We start from the raw sequence: 25,213 nt of genomic DNA on the forward strand, positions 1-25,213 counted from the left end.
GCCGGTTTTTCGTTATAACTTCATTAGTTTTAAATTTGCTTATTCAAGAAAATGTCTGATTAACACTTCTGGACCATCATTAACCATTATTTAACATATCAGTAATACAAAAGGATGGTACATTTGTATCTATAAAGTGTATGTATAACACACCCATTATTCCTAAACAATTATGGACTCCCGTAGAGAATTTATAAAAAAGGCGGCTATGCTAACTGGCGGAGCAGGTCTTTTCAATGCCTTACCCGCTTCCATACAAAAAGCACTTGCCATAAATCCGGCACCCGGAAGCACTTATCTGGATGCTGAACATGTCGTAATTCTTATGCAGGAAAACCGCTCCTTTGACCATTGCTATGGTACATTACGGGGCGTAAGAGGTTTTAATGATCCGCGTGCGATAAAGTTGCCGAATAAAAATCTGGTTTGGCTGCAAACAAATGCATTCGGGGAAACATATGTACCTTTCCGCCTCAATATTAAAGAGTCCCGTGCAACTTGGATGGGATCTCTTCCGCATTCCTGGACCAATCAGGTGGATGCCAGAAATAACGGAAAATACGACCAGTGGCTTATTGCAAAACAATCCGGAAATAAGGATTACAAAAAAATGCCTCTTACTCAGGGATTTTACAGCCGGGAAGATATTCCATTCTATTATTCACTTGCTGATTCATTTACTGTCTGTGACCAGAATTTTTGTTCTTCACTTACCGGTACTACTCCAAACAGACTTTATTTGTGGTCCGGAACCGTAAGAGAAAACCACATCCGGAATCATATGCCAATGTAAGAAACGAAAATGTTTCCGATGATCATGAAGCTTCCTGGACTACATTCCCCGAACGTTTGGAAGACAATGGCGTTCCCTGGAAGATTTACCAGAATGAGCTTAGCATCAATACAGGGTTAGCCGGGGAACAAGATTCATGGCTTGCAAACTTTACCGATAATCCAATTGAATGGTTTAGCCAATACCAGATCAGGTATTACACCGGCTATCAGAAATATTTAAAATCACGGGTTGAAAAACTTCCACTTGAAATAACAGAGACTGAAAAGAGATTAAGCGCATTGGCTAAAAATGATGCTGAAACGGAAAAAGTCGAAAAAATATTAAAAGAAAAACAGGCAACGCTTAAAATCAGTCAGGATGAACTGATCAGATGGAGCCCTGAAAATTTCGAAAAACTTACCCAAAGAGAAAAAAATATCCATCAAAAAGCATTTACCACCAATGTGAATGATCCGGATTACCGGCATTTGGCAACGGTCGATTATGATGATGGTGACATTATCAATCATGCAAAAGCACCGCAGGGCGATATTTTACATCAGTTCAGGGCAGATGTGAAAAATGAAAAACTGCCAACAGTATCCTGGTTGGTTGCGCCTGAGAACTTCTCCGATCATCCAACTTCTCCCTGGTATGGAGCCTGGTATGTTTCGGAGGTGATGGATATTCTTACCAAAAATCCGGAAGTCTGGAAAAAAACGATTTTCATATTGTGTTATGACGAAAATGATGGCTATTTCGACCACGTTCCTCCTTTTGTAGTTCCAAATCCATATCAGAAAAATTCCGGGTTAGTTTCAGAAGGGATTGATGCAAAAGTGGAATATGTCACACTGGAACATGACATGGCAAAAAAGGAGAAAAAAGAAAGCAGGGAAAGTCCTATCGGTTTGGGTTATCGCGTTCCTCTTCTCATTGCTTCTCCCTGGAACCGAGGTGGAAATGTTAATTCCGAAGTTTTTGACCATACGTCAATCCTGCAATTCTTGGAAAAATTTGTCAGCCATAAATCAGGTAAACAAATTAAGGAAACGAACATCAGTGAATGGCGCCGTACAATTTGCGGTGACCTGACATCCACTTTTAAGCCATACGACGGCAAGGAAATTCCATTGCCGAAATTTGTTGAAAGAACTGAGTTCATGGAAAGCATTTTTAATGCTCAGTTTAAAAAATTACCAAACGGGTACAAAGCATTGACAAAAAAGGAGATAGACGAAATTAATGTTGACTCGATATCTTCCCCCGTCATGCCATCACAGGAAAAAGGTACTCGTCCGGCTTGTCCCCTGCCCTACGAGTTATATGCTGATGGTAGTCTGGATACTGCCAAAAATGCATTTCAGGTCAGACTGAAAACCGGAAATGGCATATTTGGCAAACAAGCAGCGGGAGCTCCATTCGCTGTTTATGCTTATGGAGACAAAGAAGAGAATGTAAAAGTGAGGAATTATGCGGTAAAGCCAGGAGACGCACTTACAGATAGCTGGGATTTAAATGATTTTACTGATCAGAATTACCATCTTGCATTGTACGGTCCAAATGGATTTTTCAGGGAATACATGGGAAACAGTGAAACACCGAAATTAGGTTTTGAGATTGATTATCAGCTTGATAAAGCAAAAAAACCTACTGGTAATATTCTTTTAAAAATTAAATACCACGATAAAAATAAAAAGCTGAATATTAATATAACAGACAATGCATATAAGGCTGAAAATCAACGTAAAACATTAAGTACATCATCCGCTGAACCAACAGAATCAGTAATAATTCTCAATCTGGCAAAGAATTTTAACTGGTATGACTTTAGCATTACTATAGATGGCTCAGAAAATTTTCTGGTGCGGTTAGCGGGTCATGTTGAAACAGGAAAAGAAAGTCAAAGTGATCCTTACATGGGGCAATCAGTTTAACGTTGATTTGTTATAATCCATATTCATTCAAATAATTTAGTATAAGTAAAGGCTCTGGAAATGATATTCCAGAGCCTTTACTTATTCAAATCGTATTTCTGCTCCGTACAGAACTTTTTTTTAAAATTGAAAATTTATTGACTGACACTTTGTCATTTCTAAACGCAACTGATTTATTGTGGTACGGGCTTTTTAGTAACTACACAGACGGCAGTTTAAAAATGACACGTTGAACAGTCTTACAAACAGAAATCAAATAATACTTAACTTTTAAAATAAAAAAATGGGAAAAATTATTGGCATAGACTTAGGAACTACGAACTCTTGCGTAGCTGTAATGGAAGGTAACGAACCGGTCGTGATAGCAAATAGCGAAGGCGCTCGTACAACCCCGTCCGTAGTTGCCTTTATGGATAACGGCGAACGTAAAATAGGTGCGCCTGCAAAACGTCAGGCAATCACCAATCCCAAGCACACGGTAAGTTCGATCAAACGTTTCATGGGTAAAAAATATGATGAGGTATCCAGTGAAATGAAAACCATTGCTTACAGCGTCGAAAAAGGCCCTAATAATACTCCACGTATACCTATTGGAGATCGTTTATATACTCCGCAAGAAGTTTCGGCATTCATTTTGCAAAAAATGAGACAAACTGCTGAAGATTATTTAGGACAGGAAGTAACAGAAGCGGTTATTACAGTTCCGGCTTATTTCAATGATGCTGAACGTCAGGCTACTAAAGAAGCCGGTCAGATCGCAGGTCTGGATGTGAAACGTATTATTAACGAACCTACCGCTGCAGCCCTTGCTTATGGTCTTGACAAGCAACATATCGATATGAAAATCGCTGTGTTTGACTTAGGTGGCGGTACTTTCGATATTTCAATCCTTGAATTAGGTGATGGTGTTTTTGAAGTAAAATCTACTGACGGTGATACACATCTTGGTGGTGATGACTTTGACCAGGTTATTATAAACTGGCTTGCAGACGAATTTAAAACAGACGAAGGCGTTGATCTTAGAAGAGATGCAATGGCTTTGCAACGTTTGAAAGAGGCAGCAGAAAAAGCAAAAGTTGAACTTTCAAGTTCTTCTCAGACTGAGATTAACTTACCATATATATTCCCTGTTGATGGTATTCCAAAGCACCTTGTTCGTACGCTTACCAAAGCCAAATTTGAACAACTAGCTGATACTTTGTTCCAGAGAATGATGGAACCTTGCAAAAGAGCTATGAAAAATGCAGGTTATTCCAATAGTGATATCAGCGAAATTATCCTTGTTGGAGGATCTACGCGTATTCCACGTGTTCAGGAAGAAGTTGAAAAATTCTTTGGCAAAAAACCTTCAAAAGGTGTCAATCCGGACGAAGCGGTTGCGGTTGGAGCAGCTATTCAGGGTGGTGTATTAACAGGCGAAGTAAAAGACGTTCTTTTGCTAGATGTTATTCCTCTTTCATTGGGTATTGAGACGCTTGGTGGTGTATCTACCAAACTGATCGAAGCAAATACAACAATTCCTTCGAAAAAAACTGAAACATTCTCAACAGCTGCTGATAATCAGCCATCGGTTGAAATCCATATTTTGCAGGGAGAACGTCCGTTGGCAAATCAGAACCGTACATTAGGCCGTTTCCATTTGTCAGATATTCCACCGGCACAACGTGGTACTCCTCAGATCGAAGTAACTTTTGATGTAGATGCCAATGGAATCCTGCACGTGTCTGCAAGGGATAAAGGAACTGGTAAGGAGCAAAAAATACGTATCGAGGCATCAAGCGGTTTAACTGATGCTGAAATTAACCGTATGCGTGAAGAAGCTAAGGCCAACGAAGCTTCAGATAAAGCAGAACGTGAAAAAATAGAAAAGATCAACACTGCGGACAGCCTTATTTTCTCAACTGAGAAACAACTGAAAGAATTTGGTGATAAACTGTCAGCTGGTAATAAGTCAACTATTGAAGGTGCATTAGCCGAATTGAAAACTGCTCATCAGAGCCAGGATTTGTCAGGCATTGATACTGCAATGGAAAAATTAAATACCGCGTGGCAGGCAGCTTCCCAGGAGATGTATGCCCAGGGAGGTGATGGCCAGCCGGGTGCAACAGGTGCAAACCCACAAGGTGAAGCAACTGCACAGGAAGGCGCAGAAGATGTAACTGATGTTAACTTCGAAGAGGTTAAGTAGGTAATTCATCCACAAAAAAATCCCTGTCTTTTGATAGATGGGGATTTTTTTTACAGTAAAACGTAATAAAGTGAGTAAATTCCTGTTAATCTCATCATAAATATCTGAACAAAAGGTTGGCATTAAGTTTTTAGTTAGTGGATTAAATTTGCAACATTCCAAACACTGAACAATCAAATACGAACGAATTATGGACGCTAGAATGGCTTTGCCAGAATTAATGTATTTATCTCCTACAACCCGCGAAAAAGCAATTTCTATTGCTCAGGAGTTGTTAAAAACAAACAAAATTTCTCCTCGTGAAGCAATATCAAAAGCAATTCTGATTGCAAAAAACTGGGCCGTTAAAAATGTAAACCGCTCTGTTTGGAAACAATTAAAGTCCATTGATAAAGAAATAATATGATTGATGCCCAGCAAAAGTTACAAGGCCAGGTTGCAATTGTTACAGGATCGAGCTCAGGAATTGGCAAGTCCTGTGCAATTTACTTAGCAAGTTTAGGTGCAAAAGTTGTTGTTAATTATGCATCAAATCTGGAAGAAGGCCAGAAGGTTGTTAAAGAAATAACGGAAAGCGGCGGTACAGCCATTCTGGTAAAAGCCGATGTGAGCCATGAAGAAGAGGTAAAGGCAATGTTCAATCAGACAATCAGTACTTTCGGTAAATTGGATATTCTGGTAAGCAACGCAGGTTTGCAGCAGGATTCTTCCTTTCTTGAAATGACGCTGGAAAAATGGCAAAAAGTGATCGATGTTAATCTTACCGGACAGTTTTTATGTTGCCGTGAAGCTGCCAGACAGTTTGTAGCACAGGAAAAAGCAAAAACTGAACCTGATCATAGCGAGTTGTCAATCGGTAAAATTGTCTTAATGAGTTCTGTACATGATATTATTCCTTGGGCTGGCCATGTTAATTATGCAGCTTCCAAGGGTGGTGTTATGATGTTTATGAAATCCATATCACAGGAATTGGCACCTCATAAAATACGGGTCAATTCTGTAAGTCCGGGAGCTATCAAGACGACTATTAACAAGGAGGTATGGTCTGATCCTGAAAAGTATAAAGGATTACTTCAGCTTATACCTTATAAACGGATCGGTACTCCACTGGATGTTGCGAAAGCTGTTGCATTTCTTGTGTCGGATGACTCGGATTATGTAAATGGCGAGACATTATATATTGATGGAGGAATGACCCTTTATCCGGAATTTGCGGATAATGGCTGATAATATTTGAAACTAAAAACCAAATAATGCAAAAACGCGCCAAGGATATTCCCGGCGCGTTTTTTTTGGTCTGAACTGCTGAAGGCGGGCTGAACGGAAAGGCGTAGTAAAAATTATTTTATAGTTTAAACGAACAGCCTCGCAAAAGCCATTCAGACCGGATCAAGCGCTATTCGTTTATCCCGGTTTTACCTTCCATACCGAAGACAAATTCACCTTTTTCAATGGACCAGTCATTTCCAAAAAAGCCAGCCATCTTTACGCCTTTAAAACCATTTTGTAACATAGCTGCCGAAAAGATCATCAGATCGGGAAAACCACTTCCACCTGCAAAATACTGATTAGCATTTGCAGCCTGCATGCCTATTTTTCCTGTTCCGCTGATCACTGCGATTGAAGCAATTTTGCTGTCTTCTCTTGGCCATACGAAATAAGCAGCAAGATCATCTCCCGTGAATTCTTTCGAACCAGCTATGATTTTTCCAGCCGATACCTGAACCGGACATTTAGACAATAATTTACCCCACGCCAGATTGTTAGTTGCATTTCCGTATAAAATTACACCCCGGTCTTTATACTCAGCTGTGTTGAAATTCTTATCCGATACGAGATCAACTGCACCATTACCTCTGTAATACCAGGTTTCTGAATCGTATCGTGCCTTATTAATAGCCCAACTGTTTTCCAACTCAGATCCGTTAGTTGCATATACAAATACCATCCGGTTACGGAAAGGGTCTTTGAATGTGCCATTTCTGTCAATATTTTTTTCTGTAACTTTTATTTCAGCTGAAATTTCCCATTTATCAGTTTTACGAAGAAATACAATTTCATCCTTCTTTTTTACTTCGTAATTGATAAGTGGCAGGCTATCAAGTTGTATTTTAACAGTACTTCCTTTTTCAAAAGCAGATAACGCAAGTGAAAATGTAGCAATATTATCAGAAGTCCCGGATATTTTCTTTTCAGCTTTATCCATATCCAAAATTACCCTGCTGAATTTAAGCGGTGATATTTGTTGCTGAATAGTCACCCATTTCATTTTTCCGGACACGCCAGGATTAGCTGTTGTAAAATCAATATGGTAGGAAGCAGTATCCTTTTTAATAGAATGCCAGCTAAAAAAATTAAAGATCGGAGGCCAGTCAACACTGATATCTCCGTACCAGTGTCCACCACCAATATGCTCATAATAACTAAAATCGTTGTGAAAGCCGGAAAGCAATTTTTTCATCTGACGGGCATATTCAACACTTACAGTTCTGTCAGCATCGCCATGAGCAATATAAACACCCAGCCCTTTATAGTTTTGTGATAAAGCCAGAACATTACTTGTATTACTTGCACGCAGTAATATTTCCTCAAGGGGAGATCCCGCACTATCAGGAATGACACCATCGTGAGAACCGTAAGAAGACAAAGTAGGATAACCAGCTGACGGAGCGATTGCAGCCCATTTTTCCGGATAAGTTGCGCCCAGAAACCAGGTTCCATGGCCACCCATAGAATGACCTGTAAGATATATACGGGAAGGATCAGGTGAATATTGTTTTTTAGTAATGGCCAGCACTTCCAAAGCATCAAGCCGTCCCCAGTCTTCCCAATTAAATCCTCGGGGACGACGGTTTGTAGGAGCAACTACTACTCCCCAGTCTTTCGGTTTATAAGCTCTAGCCTGACTAATAGCCTGCACCTCAGCGCCATGAACGGAAAAAAACAAAGCAGGAGCAACATCAGATTTTTTACCAATGTTTGGCGAAACCGCATAATATTGCACGCTGCCATCTATTTCGCTCACAAAGGTACGGCTGTATTGTTTTTCAGCTGCTGTGGTTTCCAGTTCGATCGTTTTTGTATCAATACTCTTACCTTTTTGGTTAAGAACTACTGAGACTGGATATTTACCTGGTGATAAAGCATTGTTTCCATTTACCAATATACCAACTTTTCGCGTGCTCAATGCTGGAATATTCGGAATTGCAGTTGTAGCAGATTTATCGGAAACATTAGAAACAACAGTCAATCCGGTCAATGGTTGTGAAGAAGTATTTATTATAACCAACCCTACCCATAGCGAATCGTTTTTAAGCTCAGCCACTGCATTCGGCATCGTCAGATCTTCCGTATTCAGCAAAACTGGCTTTTCCGGAAAAACCAATTTTGCTGTAATACCTCCAAACCTGCCAAAGCGCGCAACACGTACATAAAATTCATTTTTACCCTTTTTCAGTTTAACAGGTAAATTCATCCAGCCATATCGGTAGACATCGCCTCCCCGCGGAACACCATTGACATAAACCATGTCGTTTCCGGTAATATTGAGTAAAACAACCTGCTCTTTTTTCGATTCATAGGTCAGATAAACATAGCCATTAGAAAAGCCATCTCCCCTGAAACGATGCGTAGAATCAGCTTTGATTAAATTCCATTTTACAGTATTACCTTTTTCATCATTTTTAACAACACTTCCTTCTTTAGGAGAAATTAACTGACCTGAATATAACTTAAATGCCAGATCATCCTTATAAAGCGCTTCTCTGCCATATTGGTGCAGAGGACCCGTGCCTAATCCCTTATCGAAGAAATAAGTTGTCTGAGCACGGGAAGATGTAATAAATAAGGTTAGCATTAATAAAAACAGGCACGCAGAATTTTTCATAAATAGCCAGATGTAAAATAAAATTCACTTTTATATCAAATACATCTTCTAAAATAGTCCATACTTACCTTAAATTAAAACTAAGACATCGTCCTTTTCAATTTAAAAATCATAACTTACTCATGTTTAATTACTTATATTTATAAAATATTTTAATATATTGAGCTAATAATTTTCATTTTATTAATAATAAAAAAATGATATTAATTTTGTCTTGCTGTACATGAATGGAAGCTGGGAATTAGGGCGTACCTGGTATAAGATTTTAAGAAAAAAGAATTTAGGAAAATAATTGAAGTATGAGTCCATACCTTTTACAACAGACGGTATTGGTATGAGCTTAAAAAGTAAAATTCAGAAGATTGCTAATAAATAACTGATAGAAGAGGGAATGCGTACTGACTAAGTATAAATCGGAGATAATAATCTTTTTTTCCTGAACACTTTCACTCAACTCTTTTACTCGCAATACGTTTGCAAATAAAAGAGTGAATGAGAGGAGGGTTTAAATATCTACAAGAGTGTTGAGAAATATTGTGTGTATATAACGCTCAACTAGTTCTAACTTTTCGATACTCAAATGTCTGAAATTTAATTTTAACGCAAGTCATGGGAAACCATGATATGCATCTACTGCCAACCATGATTTTATGCCTTTTGTTTGGAAGAAACCGATAAGACAGGCATATTTATATCAGGTAACTCGTTTTTAACGACAGGTCTTTCCAAGGATCCCTCCTACTATGCAAAAAATCTTCCCTATCATCATTCTATTACTATTGGCAGGAACGGCATGTAAGAGCCAGAATTCCTATCAATTCAATCATATTGGTATAGGTGATGGTTTGTCGCAAGGTTCCATTTATCACATTCACAAAGATTCAAGAGGATTTCTCTGGCTGGGAACACAGGACGGAATCAATCGGTTTGACGGAAAGAATATTCAGGTTTATTTATCAGGTGCAAGTGGTGAATCAACCAATGTACAGGGAATTGCAGAGGACAGTAATGCAGATCTGTGGGTCGGTTCGCACAAAGGGCTTTATAAATATGTAAGGAACCAGAACAAATTCATTCGCCCAAGGCTGAAAAACTTATCAGCTGACAGATCAGTACATGTTTTTAGCGACCGGAAAAAGAACATCTGGATATTATCCGAAAATGGGCTTTATTACATTGAGAACGATGAGGTAAAACTGTTTACAAAGGAACTGGCCTATAATAAATCTCAAATCAATAATTTTTTGGCCGAATCACCAGATGGTGATTTCTGGATTCTTGGTGTACATAATGGCTTAAAAAGATTTTCTCTCAGAGATAAAAAAATCTATCATTATTTTTCTGATCATTCAAAAAATGTTTATGGTACACCCAGAGCCTTTAATTGCATAAATTTTGATCAGGCCGGAAACTTATTTCTAAGCAGTAATACAGGTCTGATGAAGTTTGATTACAGCCGTAAGACGTTTGAGATTTATTCCAAAAACCTAAATATTACGCGACATCATATTCTTGATATTGAGGAAGATAAAAACGGAATGTTATGGCTGGCCACCGAAGGCAATGGAATATTGATTTTTGATCCGGAAAAAGAGCAGCTAATACAGCATCTCAGGCACGAAGATGATGTGGTTAATAGTCTTAAATTCAATGAGGTAAGTGAAATTTTCGTTGATGAAAACAATGATGTGTTTGCTAACACTGATCCGCAGGGACTTGATATTATTACAGCTGTTTCCTCAGCTTTTAAATTTTATACTTTTGGAAAAAACCCTCATTACAATTTAAGTGCTTATTCCATTCGTGGGCTGGCCGAAGATAAAGATTCCAGTATATGGATTGGTACTGAGTTGGGCGGAATTAATCGTTTAACGCCGAAAACAGGCAAAATAAAACATTATACAATTGAAAATGGCCTGCCTGACAATATTGTAAGGTACATCTTAAAAGATCCCAAAAACAGGATTTGGGTTGCTACATTGAATAGTCTGGCCGTTTATGAACCTTATTCTGACCGTTTCACAAAAATCAATCTACCAGTATTGTGCGAAATTATAACCATTATTTCAGTGGGTCCTGACTTACTTTTATTGTCAACAAATAAAGGTCTTATAACATTAGATACCAATACCGGCAAAATAATTGATCATTCCTATCCCAATCTGGTTTGCGGATATGCCTCATATATGGATGAGGGTTCAGGTATGATTTATGTTTCAGATAGATACAGGGGTATCAATGGTTTTACCATACAGCATAATAAGCCAGTGTTCAAAAGGAAGTACGTCGAAAACCTGCATATCATGCAAATCTATCATGAGCCTTCCAGTAAGTTCTATTGGGCATGTACCGATCGGGGTTTGGTAAAGCTTAATCTGAACGAAGGAAAAGTGATTAAAAATTATGGTGTGACAAATGGCCTGCATCACGAATTCGTATATTCCGTATTAAAAGATAATTCCGGGCTGTTTTGGCTAAGTACTAATCGTGGACTTACCCGTTTCAATCCTAATTCTGAAAGATTTGAATTTATTAAAGAGATACCTCCGAGAGAATATAATTCGAGAGCTGCAATGGTAACCAAAAATGGTAACCTGTATTTCGGAAGCACCAGTGGTCTTGATCTTATACAGCCAAAACTGCTTACAATTCGCAATGAACATGTTGGTGTACACCTAACTGAAATAATATATGACCGGCCAGATTCCAAACAGGATTCAACTTATGTGGGGGAACGCTCTTCATTACAATTGCCTTACGAAAGCAATACAATTTCGCTGAAATTTACTGCAACTGATTACCGCAGCGGTGGGTTAAATCGTTTCCGTTATTTTCTTAAAGGATATGATAAGGATACCATTTATGCAGGGACATTAAACCAGGTGCGCTACGCACTTTTGCCGGCAGGTACTTACGAATTCAGGCTTCAGGCATCTGATCTTGGCGGAAATTGGGTTTCGCCTGTTAAAATATTACAAATAAGAATTTTACCTCCCTTCTGGCAGGACTGGTGGTTTATTATACTCGCTGTAGCGATTTGTGCAATTATTGTATTTCTGACAGTCAGAAGTTATCTGAATTACAAACTTCACATTCAGATGATAGAGTCTGAAAAAAGGATATTTCTCGAAAAAGAACGTAGCCGTATTGCCCGGGATATCAACGATAGCCTGGGTTCAGAACTGTTCGGGCTGAAACTAATGGGACAGGTTGCATTATCACAAACAAGAAGGGAAGATGCGGATTCATATCTTCAAAAAATTGTGGACGTCTCAAAAGGCATTTCTGAAAAAATAAGTGAAGTAATCTGGCTGACAGATTCCAGCCAGGATAATGCTGAAAGTTTGTGGGGATACATTCAGAAAAACGCTCTGATATACTTAAAACCTTCCGGAATAAATTATCATTTTGAGGCGCTTCCCGTTAATCAGATTTTTCAGGTCTCAGGAGAAAGACGACATGAAATTTTAAATTTTTACAAACATCTGTTCCTGGAACTGACCAGAACCTGTAATCTTTATCAGTGTGAGATTAAATTTCTTACCTATTCAAATAACCTGGTCATATCTATTGCCAATCCGCAACGGCCCGAAATGGATAAGGCTCTGCTTTTAAGTCTGGAAAAACTAAGAGGAAGCCTCACCATCAACTCTGAATCTCCATTAATAATGGAGATACCTCTTGGTGATTGAAAATTTGGGAATCAGGATTCGAGAATTAAGACTTTGGTTTATTGAATTCAAATTAAAAAAAAGTCAGATTTTATTCCAAAAGATCATGTTTGACAGCAAACAGAACTAGTCCGACAACACTTTTTGCCCCAATTTTCTGCATCAGATTGCGCCTGTGCGTTTCGACCGTAGGTACGCTTATAAATAACTTTTCAGCTATTTCGTTGGTCGACATCTCTTTTGCAACAAGTTTCAAAATTTCCACTTCTCTGAGCGTCAGCTTTGCAGAAGTGCCTTGTAATAAGTCATTTGCTTCGTTTTTTCCCAGTGCAAGTTCAATAACAACCTCATCACTAAAGTACTTCTTCCCATCCAAAATAGTGCGGATAGCTATCATCAGTTCATCGCCATCTGCAATTTTCAGCAAATAACCATTTACGCCGACCTTGACGGCTTCCCTGATTTGTTTTGCGTCCTCAATCATGGTGAGAATCAATACTTTGGCATCAGAATTAATCTTACGTGCCTCAATACAAAGTTCAATACCATTCATTGAAGGCATGCGCATATCTGATATTAACAAATCAGCACCTTGCTCCTGATAGTGTTTTAATGCAGCTTTTCCATTAGTATATTTACCTACAACTTCAATTTGATCAAATGAAGCCAATAACCATGAAAGGCTATCGAGTACAATTTGATGATCATCTATTAAAATAATGCGTGCTTTTTTGATTGTCATGTAACTTAAAGTAAATATGTCTCCAATTAAGCTTTTTTTTATATCATGGCAAAAGCAAACCGCATATTAATCAAGTAATTCTACATATTTTTATCTAATACAAAATAAATATTTCTACTTTGTAATCATTCAAATTTTAATTATCATTAAAATGGTTGTTGTTTTTTTTCAGTCAGTATTTAAGTTTATACATAAAAATCCCTGGATTGCCTGGTTATGGTCATTTCTTATCCTTGCAGCCTGCACCTGGCCTGGAAAGGATATACCTGCTGCACCAGTTGCCGGTTTTGATAAGATCGTTCACACAGGACTATTTGCTGTATGGATTATACTTTGGAGGGGGGCTTATCCGGAAAAGTCATCAGTGACCCTGATTTTATCCGGGATGGCTTATGGATTGGGGCTGGAATTTTACCAACAGCTTCTGCCATTTGACCGCACCTTCGACTGGTGGGATGCTGTGGCAGATGCTGCTGGTGTGCTGCTTGGATTTACGTTTAAGTCAATGATTATTGACCATTATCTCCAGCGTTTATATTGATTGATCAGCCCATTGGTAGAACTATCGTGATTAGTTACGGGCCAGTCATTTTGTAATTCGGGATAGATTTTGCTTGCAAGTTGCTTCCCAAGCTCAACTCCCCATTGATCGAAACTGAAAATATTCCAGATAACACCCTGAACAAATATTTTATGTTCATACATAGCAATCATACTGCCCAGTACCTTAGGAGTTATTTTTTTCAGCAGGAATGAGTTCGTAGGCTTGTTTCCCATGAATGCTTTAAAAGGGGTCAAAAAGTCAATCTCTTCCTTGCTTTTGCCTGCTGCTTCCAGCTCTGCTTTTGCTTCATCATACGTTTTACCATTCATAAGCGCTTCCGTTTGTGCGAAGAAATTAGATAAAAGCATCTTATGATGGTCTCCAAGCGGATTATGGCTTATAGCCGGAGCTATGAAGTCGCAGGGAACGACTTTTGTTCCCTGGTGAATGAGCTGATAAAAAGCATGTTGCCCATTTGTGCCAGGTTCACCCCAAATAACCGGACCTGTCTGGTAATTTACAGGGTTGCCATCGCGCCCTACATATTTACCATTACTTTCCATGTCACCCTGCTGGAAATAGGCAGCAAAACGGTGCATATACTGATCATACGGTAAAATGGCATGCGACTGTGCATCAAAGAAATTGTTGTACCAAACGCCCAGTAAACCCAGAATTACAGGAATGTTCTTATCAAGTTTGGCAGTACGGAAATGTTTATCCATATCGTGTGCACCAGAAAGCAGCTGTTCAAAATTCTGGTAGCCTATAAAGCAGGAAATAGACAATCCGATAGCCGACCAAAGTGAATAACGCCCTCCTACCCAATCCCAGAAACCAAACATATTGTCGGGATCAATACCAAATTTTTCTATTTCGGACTGGTTTGTTGAAATAGCAACAAAATGCTTTTTAACATGTTCGTTATCTACGGCTTTGTCCAAAAACCATGAACGTGCACTGAGTGCATTTGTCATCGTCTCCTGGGTTGTAAACGTTTTGGAAGCTATCATGAACAGCGTCGTCTCAGGATCAAGCGATTTTATAGTTTCCGCAATATGTGTTCCGTCTACATTGGAAACAAAATGAACGTTCAAACCTTTCTTGCTGTATGCTTTTAATGCCTCAGTCACCATGACAGGTCCAAGATCACTTCCACCAATACCAATGTTTACTATGTCTGTGATTTCTTTTCCGGAATATCCTTTCCATGAACCGGAACGTACTCGGCCAGAGAAATCTTTCATTTTTGCCAGTACTTCGTTTACATCCGGCATGACATCTTTTCCATCCACCAAAACAGGTTCATTCGAACGGTTTCTTAATGCCGTATGCAATACTGCACGGCCTTCTGTAGCATTGATTTTTTCGCCGGTAAACATTTGCTCAATCGCATCAGCCAACCCTGATTCTTCTGCCAGCTGTATAAGGTATGCCCGGGTACGTGTAGTAATCCTGTTTTTTGAATAATCCAGAACTATATCACCAAACCGGATCGAGAATTTTTTATGACGGTCAGGATCTTCTTCAAACAACGATTTCATATGTTTTTGCGAAATCGTTTTATAGTGGGATTTAAGCTTTTTATAAGCCGCCGACTGATCAAACGGTGTGGTTTTTAACATTATTTTGAGGCTTTAATATGTGAAATAAAATTCAGAAGGTAAAAGTTGATTTTTTATAACTATACTATTTGCAAAAATAGGACATTACAACACGCTATACCACTTTTTCGTGTTAAACAGCATCACAAACACCCCGGAAATAACCCACCGACTCAGCGATTCCTGCTAATGGATCCTTCATATCTTTCTCATATTCAAGGCTGCACGAGCCTTCATATTTCACTTTTCTTAACATCTTTACAAACGCAGGAATATCAATAATTCCACGACTTAGTTCACAAGTTGTACCTTCTTTGGTTGCAGCAGTTACGTTTTTCAAATGAATATCAAAAATTCTCTTGCCATACTTTCCCAGATCAGCCACCGAATCCTGATTATCGCGCTTATTATGACCCATATCAAAACAAAGCCCAATGCGTGGGTCAAGATCTTTTACGTAACTGTAAACAGAGGCAGCACTTGGATATAGTTTATCTTCCGGTCCATGGTTATGGATCGCAAACCGGATATCATATTCTTTCACTTTTTTATCCAGGTAAGCCAGATCTTCATGCATCGGAATTCCGATGATCAGCTTCACTCCTGCTCTTTTTGCATAGTCAAAAGCATTATCAATTTCCTGTGTCGTTTTGGTATAAATTGGCCCGACTGCATAACCTGTCACATCCGACTCTTTTAGTTTTGCATGAAATGCCGCAATTTCTTCTGTTGTACTCTTATAGGGAAGATGAAAATCCTTGATACATAAATAATGCACATCAAGTTTTTTCATCATAGCCAGGGATTCATCGAGCTTAAAATGCAGAAAACTGTAACCAGCTACTCCAAGCTTAAATAAGTCCTCTTTTTTATTATTAAGTGCTGAGGCAAAGCTTAATCCGGAAATCGCAGCAAAGCTACCTGCTACAATTCCGCCAATTCCCATTTTTACAAAATCTCGTCTTGAATTCATATTCATACGTGTATTGAAGTTACTTCTTTTCTTAGAAGTAAAAATTGGTTCAGATTTACCATTGAAGGAAATTTTCACACTGATACCGGACGACAGTTGCCTATCTTAAATTTTCAGTTTTACTCCCAGTTTATTAATTAATCCTGTCAGTAGAATAACCAGTAAAGAAAAGGTAAGCGATTTTAATAATCCGATAACTCCTGTGCGTAAAAATAATGGCAAACTGATTCCTGCCAGTGTGATCACGGCGTACCAGATGTAAGGGATCAGGTAGCATGTCAGTGTTGCAGTTCCGGCTGGTTTTAACGGTAACGCCCAGTTTTTAATTTTTTTCAGGTCTGTCAGCCAGAAGAAAAATGAAAAGGCAAGAAAACTTATTCCACTGCAAATACCAACCCAGGCAGGTGTAGCCCTGATTTTGGAAATTCCCCAGTAAGGCCTGGTTCCAAAACCATACAGCAAACTTAAAACCGCTAAAATTACAAGTATGACCGGAAATATATTAGATTTTTCAGATTTTGAATAATGTATATAAATCACAGATGCTACCACACCTGCCATCGTAAAAGCCGGCATAGATCCAGATCCAACTATCCAGATATAATCTTTTATCCCATCAAGAATCTGAAGCATTCCTGCAAAATCGGATAGGTTAAAAAGTAGAAGAAAAACCCATACGGCAACGACCCTTATTAAATTATCCTGACAAAAAACATATGCTGCTGCACATATCAGATATGACCAGCCAATTAGCCCAAGAATGCCATACCAATGCGTTTCCATCCAGGATGGATTAGCTGCGTTACCACCTTTATAAATAGCGGCAAGACCGGCAAGGAGCAAATATCCCAATACTTTCAAAGCTTGAAATAATAATTTTTTATCAGGATTATCGGGATACACATTCCAGATAAGGAAAAATGCAAGAACCATAAGTATTTCCCATACATACTTATTGATAATCATTCCTTCCGGGACTATATTCTCATAATTAACAATAAAAATACCCATTATCAAAAGAGCAAAACTGCGCTCAACAATGTGAATCAGGAGTGTTTTTGTATCATCGCCTTTTGATTTCCTATTGGCGACAGCAAACGGAATGGATAGACCGACAATAAACAAAAAAGCCGGGAAAACAACATCTGACAAACCCATGTCATCAGCAGCTGCTTCACTGTGTTCCAGCCACTTTGGAACGTCCTTCAAGGACCAGAGGTCATTCACAAAGATCATGAGGAACATGGTAAATGCACGAAAAATATCAATTGAATCTAAACGGATGGACGAAGTTTTCAAAGTATGCATGGAGGCGAGTAAAGTAAAAATGATGGACAGTTTATGACTATTTGTTAATGGCTTCAAAAAGCTGCGTAAAACATTCTACTTGTCCGTCTTTTTTTGAAGTATCCGTTTTTGCATTGTCCATTGCGTTTAAAAAACTGCCAGCTCCGGACCAAATTGTTTGCATCATACCCTGGTAACGGCCAGCCAGTTTCGGATTTACTTTTGCTTTGTAAGTTTTGTAATCTTCATACTGGGACAATGCAATTTGTGGTTTATTCCATACACAGGTTATCACATTAAAGCCTTTCATGGAAAGGTAAGCAGCTGTTGGCTCCGACCTTACGTAGTGCCAGTCACAAATCATTACATCCTTGGGTATCATGTCAACTGCCGGATACGTATTGTTTTCACTTGCCTCCCACATGCCCAATCCTGTTTCTTTTCCATCAAGCAAGCGATCGCCCCATATCCAGAGCTTACGGTCTTTTCCGGCCAGATGATCCCGGATTTCAGCCACTTCATTTGCGAACAGGATCGCCTTGTTTTTACCTTTGCAACGTGGGCAACTATCTTCGCCTATATAAAAAACTTCATCCAGACCAGCATGAAAGTCTTTGGCCTCAAAAACATCCATAATTTCGTCCACAAGGCTAAAAACAACCTTATGAACATCCGGATGGAGCGGACAATAACTTTTGCAATATAACCCGTCTGCATTGGGCCATACGTATTTTTCAGGCATTTTCACATTTGGTGTTTCGTCAAACTGGGGATAAACGCGAAGCAGATTGGTAGTTTTTGAAGCCCATGACTGATGGCCCAGAAGGTTAATCTGGGGAATGAGATTGATGTTATTGGTTTTACAAATTGAAACAATTTTCCTGATCTGTTCTTTCGATAAAGCACTTGAATCACGAAGTTCCGGATGTGATTCAAACTGATAATTAAAATCCACGCGCAGTATAAGCATATTTACGTTTCTTGGAACAAGTTCCTTTTCGATGAATGTCAGAAATCTTTCGTGTTCGGAAGGTTCAGGAGCAGCAATACAAAATCCCCTAATTTCAGTTGTGGAGTCGGTTGTAATTGGCAACACAGGGAGTACCATTCCCTGTGTAATGCCGATTGTCAATAAAACGAAGAGTGATCTTATCATGGTTACAAGGTTTAGAAAATCGAATATAATGTTATTCCCTGTAATATGATACGGATGAAACACCTGTTTCTAACCTTCGTAAGCATTCTTCAAAGCCCCTATGTCCATTTTTACCATTTGCAGCATGGCATCCATTACCCTTTGAATTTTTAAAAACGGAAACGTAGAAATTCATAGCTTCTTCTACTTTTCCGTCGAACCATAAAAATGGTATTATCTTTTGCATCGTGTCCGGGAGATTGAAATGATTGAATAATCCAAGATTAACACATAGTGTGTTAAATGTAAAATTATCAGGTCAATTAATAATTTACACTCTGCAATTAATCATTTCTCTCCTTCAACCACCAGCCAGGTGTAACTATTTGCAGGGATTTTTACGGCTACTACCACTTCATAATTCCGGCTCACCTTGTAGGTTTTAGCTATATTTTCTTTTTCCCTGACACTTACTGAATTGTGCAGGTTCGTATAATAAACCGGCAACCGCACGGAACGCATAATTTCCTGCTTCAAAGGATTATAAAGCATTATTAAGCCTTTATGTTTTAATGCCGGGTTTACGTGCATAATTCCATCCCAATCCCGGCCGTCCGCCCGGCCTAAATGTATAATGTCCGAATTCAGGATCAAACGGTATTTTTTGTACCAGGTAATCACTTTTGTAACTGTATTACGGGTTTCCTCCGTATCATATAGCCTTGGGCCACGGTAACAAGCCTGAATTCCTGCTCCATAATATTGCATCATCAGTTGTTCATAAGCATCCAAATGCTCTGACAATGGTTCCAGTACCGCATCAGCATTTCCACCCTGGTATTTAACCAGCGGTACAAACCCCCAAACCATAGAAGGAGTTTCATTCCAGGTGGCATCAAATATGTTTTGCCGGTTCAGTATTTTTTGCTGATCTCTTGACAATGAAAAATTGACTTCCCTGTATCCGAGCCCGATTTTATTGGTACCATCGAGAAAATACCAGTCAGGTGCGTTGACATATACACCGTTTTCATTGCACCAATGGTACAACCCCTTTTGTAATTCCATTTGGCGCCATTGCGAATCATGCAATCCTTCATGTCCGGGATGTGTTGTGGAAGCGCATACATCACCGGGATAAGGGCCGTCGTTTTCAAAAATATTGAAACCAGTATAGGTCATAAATATTTTCAACTTTTCAATATAATTTAATCCCCATTTGCTTCCCATACAAGGGGCATTTCCAAAAAAAGCGCCGCCAGGCTTACCAGTATTAGGATCAATTACATCATCTTCATCACTAATTTTTCTGGAACTGAATAGTGAATAACTTCCAATAAAAACTTGCTTGCCATGCGCATAATCGGCCAATTTTTTCCATTTTTTCAAATTTGCTGCCGTCGTATCTTCCATGTTGCAATGGCTTCCAAAACTTAGGATTAAAGCTTCATATCCCATAGCAGCACACTGGTCAATCGCTGTCATAACTTCTTCATCATTTTTGCTGACCAAATGCATAAAAATGGGATTGGTAGTGATCCAGGGTGCAATTTTCCGGTACATTTTCCGTATTGCCAACCCTTTTCGTTCCCTGTCATAATTGTCCTGAAGGAGTTCATAGGTACGAACAGACTCTAACTTTTCTCCTTTTTTTAAAGATACACCCATGTTAATATTAGGATGCACTTCCAATAGACAAGGTGTTTGGAAATCATAATTCACTTGCGAAGTATATGCGGGATCCACTTTCCAATGCGTTGCCTGGTCGCTCAACGGATAACGCATGGCATTATTAAATGCAAAATTATTTTCAATATAAATTCCATTCGGTTTTGCCATCTTCTCAGGACTTCCCACCACAGCACTTTCTTCTTCTACAACTGCCAGAATTTCATTGACAATCTGGTCAACAATTACAGAACCGCCGGTGGTATTTTGAATAGTGACTGATTTACTTAAAAGCGGAATACCGTCGTAAATGGTGTAGTGAACGGATACCTGTAAACCTTGTACTTCCGGCAAAGAAGATTTGTACTTGAATGTAATTGTTTTTCCAGTTGCCAGATTTTTATCCGGGGTCCACATGGACGTTTTCCAATGCAATTCAGGTTTTATTTCACCAAGAATGTAGTTGGTAAAATGGAAAGCACTGTCTGATAATATCAATTGATCAACCCATTCAGGTAATAAATAGCCGTTTTCTTTTTGCCCGCTTAATCCACCGATATTATAATTTTTACCGTTAATCATTAAGCGTGCTTCTGGTTTTACAGCTCTTAACAACTGCTGTCCGGTTGTCAGGTTTTTAAAATCTATACAGGCAACATCAGGTGAAATCCTGAACGTACGTTTAACCAGTCCATTATAAAGAATAATGTCCTTTCCATCTTGTGATCTATAAATTCCCGCTTTTTCTTGTACAGGGCTAACCAGCCAGTCTGTTTCGTTTTTTTGATCGAATTTAGTGTTCCAGACTGATAAATTCTGGGCTTGGATACGTGTAAAGCAAACAATTATCAGGAGAAAAGCAGTGATTTTCATTCAATTCGGGTCAGGTAAAATTTCAGGTATTTACATATTTACTACTTATAACATGAAAATCCCGGCCATTCTACTCATGAAAATCTAATTGAATCAGGATTTTGCAAGTTCAAGCTCACTGCAATAACGGATTGCTTTTTTCAAATCTTCTTCGTCATTAAAATCTATCTTCGTTGCATTCAGATATTTAACGATGGCACTTTTATTTCTTGAAAATATTTTAAGGAGATTGTGTTTGTCGGCATGAAAAGAACGTCCATTCATATCAACAATAAAATACGAAAGGTCTGGTCTTAAAAGTACTATATTATTAATAGGCAACGATGTTGTAACACCACTGATCGGATCAGTGTAATTGGCAGTATTTGATACCGAACCCTGTTCGTTTTTGTTATTATAAGCGCCCTTTTTCTCAATACCACCCATTTTGTACCGGTGTTTCTTGGTAAGCATAATATTTCCAAACTCCTCTACTACCTGCATGTAACCGTTAACCGGATCAGCATGAAATATAAATTTCCCGATTTCCGCATAACTAACCCTGTTGTTTTTGTCTATAAGAAGCGTATCGCCTTTATGATCGATATACATGACTTCTCCATTCAGATAACAATAATTCAGTTTGGCTGGCGTGAATTTTCCATTTGCAAAGTATAGCTTTCCACTCTGAAAATCCATAAACTGAAAACGATCCTGTGTCGAAATATGCTTAGTTGCATCCTGTCCATTCTTAAAACGAAGAACTTTGGTCGGCTGAGCATAAGATGTGTAAACCAGCATAAAGAATGCAATTATAGAAACCGGCCATTTTATCAACAACTGAAAAGTGATCATATTAATGAATTTTGTTAGAGGATTATTTTACTGAAGAACTGAATTGCAGAAGATTAATCAAATCCTGCTCATTATTAAAATCGATGTCATTCTCTTTTAAATATCCGTTCAAAATTCTCTTTTTTTCAGGATAAATTTTAAACAGGCTTGCCTTATTGGCTAAATAGAACCTTTGATTCTTATCAATTAAATAATAGATCGATTTTTTTCTTAAAACTGCTTTGTCGTTTCCCTTCAATCCGAGAGCCACACCATTGCCATTGTTAAAAGAAGAGTAACTTGAAATAGAAGATGTTGCGGAATACTGATCATAGGCAGAATACTTTTCTTTCCCCATTATCATCAGCCTTTGTTTTTCGGCAAGCTTTATTTCACCAAAATTATTTTTTAGCCAAATGTGCCCATTCTTACGAACGTAATAAAACAGGTCATTACCAATTTCTATTCTGTCGATAAAATCATTATCGGCAAGCATCAGTGTGTCATTTTGAAGATTAATAAACTGGATTTCCCCATGAAATAAGCTGTAATTCAGTTTTGCAGTAGAAATTTTACCATTTCGAAAGTACACTTTGCCATTCCTGAATAATTCATACTTGTACCGTTCCCCAAAAGGTATGGCTTGTGAAATATCTGTTCCGTTTTTTACCTTATAGGTATTACCAGTGCTTTGAGCAAAAGAACTGATACTTATCAGGAAATAAATTGGAGTTAGAATGCAGATTTTCATAGACTAAAATCCTAAATCATTGTTATTACATTTATATTATCTAAAAATACAATTAAATAATTATAAAACTGCAATCCAATTATGCTCTGTTTAAACCCTGATTATTCTAATCTTCTTCCTCACTCCAATCAGAAATAACAGAACCTTCTTCTGTTTTTACAGAACTTTCAACGGCGGCATTAATAAATTTCATTTCATCAACCGTAAGATCCCGCCATTTTCCACTGGGTAAATTTTCCAATGTTACATTCATAATCCTGACTCGTTTCAGCCTGGTTACATTATAACCTAAATATTCACACATACGCCTGATCTGGCGATTTAAACCCTGAGTAAGAATAATAGTAAATGTTAAATTTCCTTCTTTCCGTACAATACATTTTTTTGTAACCGTGTCCAGGATTGGAATTCCATCTGACATTTTTTTCACAAAATCAGTTGTTACAAGCCGGTCCACAGTTACGAAATATTCTTTTTCATGATTATTTCCTGCACGTAAAATTTTGTTCACGATATCGCCATCACTGGTCAGGAATATCAAACCTTCGGATGGTTTGTCAAGCCGGCCAATTGGGAAAATGCGTTCAGGATGTTTGATGTAATCAATAATGTTTCCTTTGATTTGTCTTTCAGTGGTACAGGTAATTCCAACCGGTTTATTGAAAGCAATATATGCAAATGCTTTTCTTGATTTTATTGGCTTCCCATCCACACGAACGTCGTCGGCTTCCGTGGCTTTGTCACCTAAAACCGCTATTCTGGAATTCAGGGTAACACGCCCCTGCTCCACCAGCCGGTCCGCTTCTCTCCTTGAACAAAAACCTGTTTCACTGATAAATTTATTAATTCGGATCAAATTCAATGTATTTACGTAAATCGAATAATTGTTAAACGCCGTTGCACAAGGCTGGGTATTGATTTTAATGCAAATTACTTTAAATCAGAAAAAATATCGTTTACAGATCAAAGATTCCGGCAATTTCTTCCTTTACTTCAATACTAATCTTAAAATTAATGTACAGTCCGTTTATGAAAAAATCCATTTTCCTGCTCAGTTTTCACCTTTGGTTATTGGTTTTATCTGTTAATGCACAGCCAGTCAAACGTTATGTAGAGGTGATTGTAGCAGCCAATCATGAAGACTGGACATATAAAACGGGCGAAAAAGTACAGTTTACTATTTCGGTTATGCAAAATGGCAATATGCTGAAAAACGTACCGGTCAGATATGAGATCGGATTGGAAAAATTAGATCCGGCCATTAAAGAAAATAAAACCACTGCCGAAGGAAAAATCACAGTTGATGGAGGGACATTAAAAACACCCGGTTTCCTAAGATGTATTGCTTATGCCATTGTAGACGGCTCCGAGTATCGCGGCTTGGCAACGGCTGGTTTTGATCCACTTCAAATACAACCGACTGTTGCAAATCCGGAAGACTTTGACAGCTTCTGGGAAACAGCAAAAAAAGAACTTTCAGCCGTTCCGATAGACGCCAAAATGACCCTTCTTCCGGAAAGATGCACATCCAAGGTAAATGTATATCACATAAATCTTCAAAATAATAAACCCGGCGTCAGAGTTTACGGGATATTAAGTATACCCAAAAAAGAAGGAAAATATCCTGCCTTACTTAGGGTTCCGGGAGCTGGCGTACGGCCATATTACGGAGATGTAACTACGGCAGAAAATGATATCATTACGCTGGAAATAGGCATTCATGGTATTCCTGTAATTATGGACCCGTCTGTTTATACAGATTTGGGAATGGGTGTACTGAATGGTTATCCAGCTTACAATATGGACGATCGGGATAAATTTTATTATAAAAGGGTATATCTGGGTTGCATCCGTGCCAATGATTTTCTGACGAGCTTACCTCAATACGACGGTCAGAATCTGGCAGTTACAGGCGGAAGCCAGGGAGGTGCATTATCCATTATTACTGCTGGTTTGGATCCTCGCGTGAAGTGGCTAGGTGCTTTTTATCCTGCTTTAAGCGATGTCACCGGCTATCTACATGGAAGAGCTGGCGGTTGGCCGCACTACTTTGATAAAACAAGTGTAAAAATTAATAATACAAAAGAAAAAATAGCAACAGTCAGTTACTACGACGTAGTCAACTTTGCACGACGCGTGAAAGTGCCGGGTTATTACATGTGGGGATTCAACGATGAAACCTGCCCTCCTACATCCATGTATGCAGCGTATAACGTTACTTCTGCGCCAAAAGAACTCAAATTGTATTTGGATACCGGCCACTGGACATATGCTGACGAGAAGGATGCCATGAACAACTGGCTGATCGGTAAACTGAAAGGAAAATGAGACCGAATGATTTAATAACAATTTACCATTAAGTGATT

The 25,213-nt window shown here is 38.6% G+C and carries 19 protein-coding genes; 8 read left to right on the forward strand and 11 right to left on the reverse strand.

What is annotated here, in order from left to right:
* Positions 1-172: 172 nt before the first annotated feature.
* The 5 genes from KZC02_RS32785 (at position 173) to KZC02_RS01055 (ending at position 6,127) form a co-directional block, all read left to right on the forward strand.
* Complete coding sequence (locus KZC02_RS32785) at positions 173-793, forward strand: alkaline phosphatase family protein (RefSeq protein ID WP_310590394.1); 621 nt, start codon at positions 173-175, stop codon at positions 791-793.
* Positions 742-2,712 carry an alkaline phosphatase family protein gene (locus tag KZC02_RS01040; RefSeq protein WP_310590395.1) on the forward strand — a complete coding sequence of 657 codons (1,971 nt, stop codon included), beginning with the start codon at positions 742-744 and terminating at the stop codon, positions 2,710-2,712. The genes KZC02_RS32785 and KZC02_RS01040 overlap by 52 nt, the downstream gene beginning before the upstream one ends.
* Positions 2,713-2,995: 283 nt before the next feature.
* A complete protein-coding gene (gene dnaK, locus KZC02_RS01045; protein WP_221392393.1) occupies positions 2,996-4,900 on the forward strand; it encodes a molecular chaperone DnaK in 1,905 nt (634 codons plus the stop codon).
* Between the two features lie 202 nt (positions 4,901-5,102).
* Positions 5,103-5,306 carry a hypothetical protein gene (locus tag KZC02_RS01050; protein ID WP_229253940.1) on the forward strand — a complete coding sequence of 68 codons (204 nt, stop codon included), beginning with the start codon at positions 5,103-5,105 and terminating at the stop codon, positions 5,304-5,306.
* Positions 5,303-6,127, forward strand: a complete 825-nt coding sequence (locus KZC02_RS01055; RefSeq protein WP_221392395.1) for an SDR family oxidoreductase — start codon at positions 5,303-5,305, stop codon at positions 6,125-6,127. Before KZC02_RS01050 ends, KZC02_RS01055 begins: the two co-directional genes overlap by 4 nt.
* A 169-nt stretch (positions 6,128-6,296) precedes the next feature.
* Here the strand turns inward: KZC02_RS01055 and KZC02_RS01060 are convergent, their stop codons facing one another.
* Positions 6,297-8,786 (reverse strand): alpha/beta hydrolase-fold protein, encoded by a 2,490-nt coding sequence (locus KZC02_RS01060; RefSeq protein WP_221392396.1) that lies wholly within the window; start codon positions 8,784-8,786, stop codon positions 6,297-6,299.
* A gap of 743 nt (positions 8,787-9,529) precedes the next feature.
* Here KZC02_RS01060 and KZC02_RS01065 point away from each other — a divergent pair.
* On the forward strand, positions 9,530-12,478 hold the full coding sequence (locus KZC02_RS01065; protein ID WP_221392397.1) for a two-component regulator propeller domain-containing protein: 2,949 nt from the start codon (positions 9,530-9,532) through the stop codon (positions 12,476-12,478).
* 70 nt (positions 12,479-12,548) lie between these two features.
* Here the strand turns inward: KZC02_RS01065 and KZC02_RS01070 are convergent, their stop codons facing one another.
* Entirely contained in the window at positions 12,549-13,199 is a 651-nt protein-coding gene (locus KZC02_RS01070) for a response regulator transcription factor (RefSeq protein ID WP_221392398.1), read from the reverse strand.
* A 151-nt stretch (positions 13,200-13,350) separates the two neighbouring features.
* Between KZC02_RS01070 and KZC02_RS01075 the strand changes: the two genes are divergently transcribed.
* Positions 13,351-13,740: a VanZ family protein gene (locus KZC02_RS01075; protein ID WP_221392399.1), complete on the forward strand. Its 390-nt coding sequence runs from the start codon at positions 13,351-13,353 to the stop codon at positions 13,738-13,740.
* On the opposite strand, the gene pgi is transcribed toward KZC02_RS01075, so the two are convergent.
* From pgi to rluF, 9 genes are all read right to left on the reverse strand, one after another.
* Positions 13,719-15,368, reverse strand: a complete 1,650-nt coding sequence (gene pgi / locus KZC02_RS01080) for a glucose-6-phosphate isomerase (RefSeq protein ID WP_221392400.1) — start codon at positions 15,366-15,368, stop codon at positions 13,719-13,721. The two genes, KZC02_RS01075 and pgi, sit on opposite strands and share 22 nt — an antisense overlap.
* Positions 15,369-15,480: 112 nt before the next feature.
* On the reverse strand, positions 15,481-16,320 hold the full coding sequence (locus KZC02_RS01085) for a sugar phosphate isomerase/epimerase (protein WP_221392401.1): 840 nt from the start codon (positions 16,318-16,320) through the stop codon (positions 15,481-15,483).
* Between the two features lie 105 nt (positions 16,321-16,425).
* Positions 16,426-17,628, reverse strand: coding sequence for a heparan-alpha-glucosaminide N-acetyltransferase domain-containing protein (locus KZC02_RS01090; protein ID WP_221392402.1), 1,203 nt, complete (start codon positions 17,626-17,628; stop codon positions 16,426-16,428).
* A 37-nt stretch (positions 17,629-17,665) separates the two neighbouring features.
* Positions 17,666-18,763 (reverse strand): family 20 glycosylhydrolase, encoded by a 1,098-nt coding sequence (locus KZC02_RS01095; protein ID WP_221392403.1) that lies wholly within the window; start codon positions 18,761-18,763, stop codon positions 17,666-17,668.
* Between the two features lie 31 nt (positions 18,764-18,794).
* Entirely contained in the window at positions 18,795-18,989 is a 195-nt protein-coding gene (locus KZC02_RS01100; protein WP_221392404.1) for a VOC family protein, read from the reverse strand.
* A 101-nt stretch (positions 18,990-19,090) separates the two neighbouring features.
* On the reverse strand, positions 19,091-21,283 hold the full coding sequence (locus KZC02_RS01105; protein WP_229253941.1) for an alpha-galactosidase: 2,193 nt from the start codon (positions 21,281-21,283) through the stop codon (positions 19,091-19,093).
* Positions 21,284-21,376: 93 nt separating this feature from the next.
* The gene (locus KZC02_RS01110; RefSeq protein WP_221392405.1) at positions 21,377-22,117 is read right to left on the reverse strand and encodes a hypothetical protein; all 741 of its coding nucleotides are present in this window, start codon (positions 22,115-22,117) and stop codon (positions 21,377-21,379) included.
* Between the two features lie 22 nt (positions 22,118-22,139).
* Complete coding sequence (locus tag KZC02_RS01115) at positions 22,140-22,847, reverse strand: hypothetical protein (protein WP_221392406.1); 708 nt, start codon at positions 22,845-22,847, stop codon at positions 22,140-22,142.
* 106 nt (positions 22,848-22,953) lie between these two features.
* Entirely contained in the window at positions 22,954-23,709 is a 756-nt protein-coding gene (gene rluF, locus KZC02_RS01120; RefSeq protein WP_221392407.1) for a 23S rRNA pseudouridine(2604) synthase RluF, read from the reverse strand.
* Positions 23,710-23,876: 167 nt separating this feature from the next.
* Between rluF and KZC02_RS01125 the strand changes: the two genes are divergently transcribed.
* A complete protein-coding gene (locus KZC02_RS01125; RefSeq protein WP_221392408.1) occupies positions 23,877-25,175 on the forward strand; it encodes an acetylxylan esterase in 1,299 nt (432 codons plus the stop codon).
* Positions 25,176-25,213: the final 38 nt, after the last annotated feature.

The organism is Dyadobacter sp. NIV53, assembly GCF_019711195.1.
GTDB lineage: Bacteria > Bacteroidota > Bacteroidia > Cytophagales > Spirosomataceae > Dyadobacter.

Excerpts from the sequence above, each read along its gene's own strand:
- KZC02_RS32785 (WP_310590394.1), top strand. The coding sequence starts at position 173 with ATGGACTCCCGTAGAGAATTTATAAAAAAGGCGGCTATGCTAACTGGC.
- dnaK (WP_221392393.1), top strand. The coding sequence starts at position 2,996 with ATGGGAAAAATTATTGGCATAGACTTAGGAACTACGAACTCTTGCGTA.
- KZC02_RS01050 (WP_229253940.1), top strand. The coding sequence starts at position 5,103 with ATGGCTTTGCCAGAATTAATGTATTTATCTCCTACAACCCGCGAAAAA.
- KZC02_RS01055 (WP_221392395.1), top strand. The coding sequence starts at position 5,303 with ATGATTGATGCCCAGCAAAAGTTACAAGGCCAGGTTGCAATTGTTACA.
- KZC02_RS01060 (WP_221392396.1), bottom strand. The coding sequence starts at position 8,786 with ATGAAAAATTCTGCGTGCCTGTTTTTATTAATGCTAACCTTATTTATT.
- KZC02_RS01065 (WP_221392397.1), top strand. The coding sequence starts at position 9,530 with ATGCAAAAAATCTTCCCTATCATCATTCTATTACTATTGGCAGGAACG.
- KZC02_RS01070 (WP_221392398.1), bottom strand. The coding sequence starts at position 13,199 with ATGACAATCAAAAAAGCACGCATTATTTTAATAGATGATCATCAAATT.
- KZC02_RS01075 (WP_221392399.1), top strand. The coding sequence starts at position 13,351 with ATGGTTGTTGTTTTTTTTCAGTCAGTATTTAAGTTTATACATAAAAAT.
- pgi (WP_221392400.1), bottom strand. The coding sequence starts at position 15,368 with ATGTTAAAAACCACACCGTTTGATCAGTCGGCGGCTTATAAAAAGCTT.
- KZC02_RS01085 (WP_221392401.1), bottom strand. The coding sequence starts at position 16,320 with ATGAATTCAAGACGAGATTTTGTAAAAATGGGAATTGGCGGAATTGTA.
- KZC02_RS01090 (WP_221392402.1), bottom strand. The coding sequence starts at position 17,628 with ATGCATACTTTGAAAACTTCGTCCATCCGTTTAGATTCAATTGATATT.
- KZC02_RS01095 (WP_221392403.1), bottom strand. The coding sequence starts at position 18,763 with ATGATAAGATCACTCTTCGTTTTATTGACAATCGGCATTACACAGGGA.
- KZC02_RS01100 (WP_221392404.1), bottom strand. The coding sequence starts at position 18,989 with ATGCAAAAGATAATACCATTTTTATGGTTCGACGGAAAAGTAGAAGAA.
- KZC02_RS01105 (WP_229253941.1), bottom strand. The coding sequence starts at position 21,283 with ATGAAAATCACTGCTTTTCTCCTGATAATTGTTTGCTTTACACGTATC.
- KZC02_RS01110 (WP_221392405.1), bottom strand. The coding sequence starts at position 22,117 with ATGATCACTTTTCAGTTGTTGATAAAATGGCCGGTTTCTATAATTGCA.
- KZC02_RS01115 (WP_221392406.1), bottom strand. The coding sequence starts at position 22,847 with ATGAAAATCTGCATTCTAACTCCAATTTATTTCCTGATAAGTATCAGT.
- KZC02_RS01125 (WP_221392408.1), top strand. The coding sequence starts at position 23,877 with ATGAAAAAATCCATTTTCCTGCTCAGTTTTCACCTTTGGTTATTGGTT.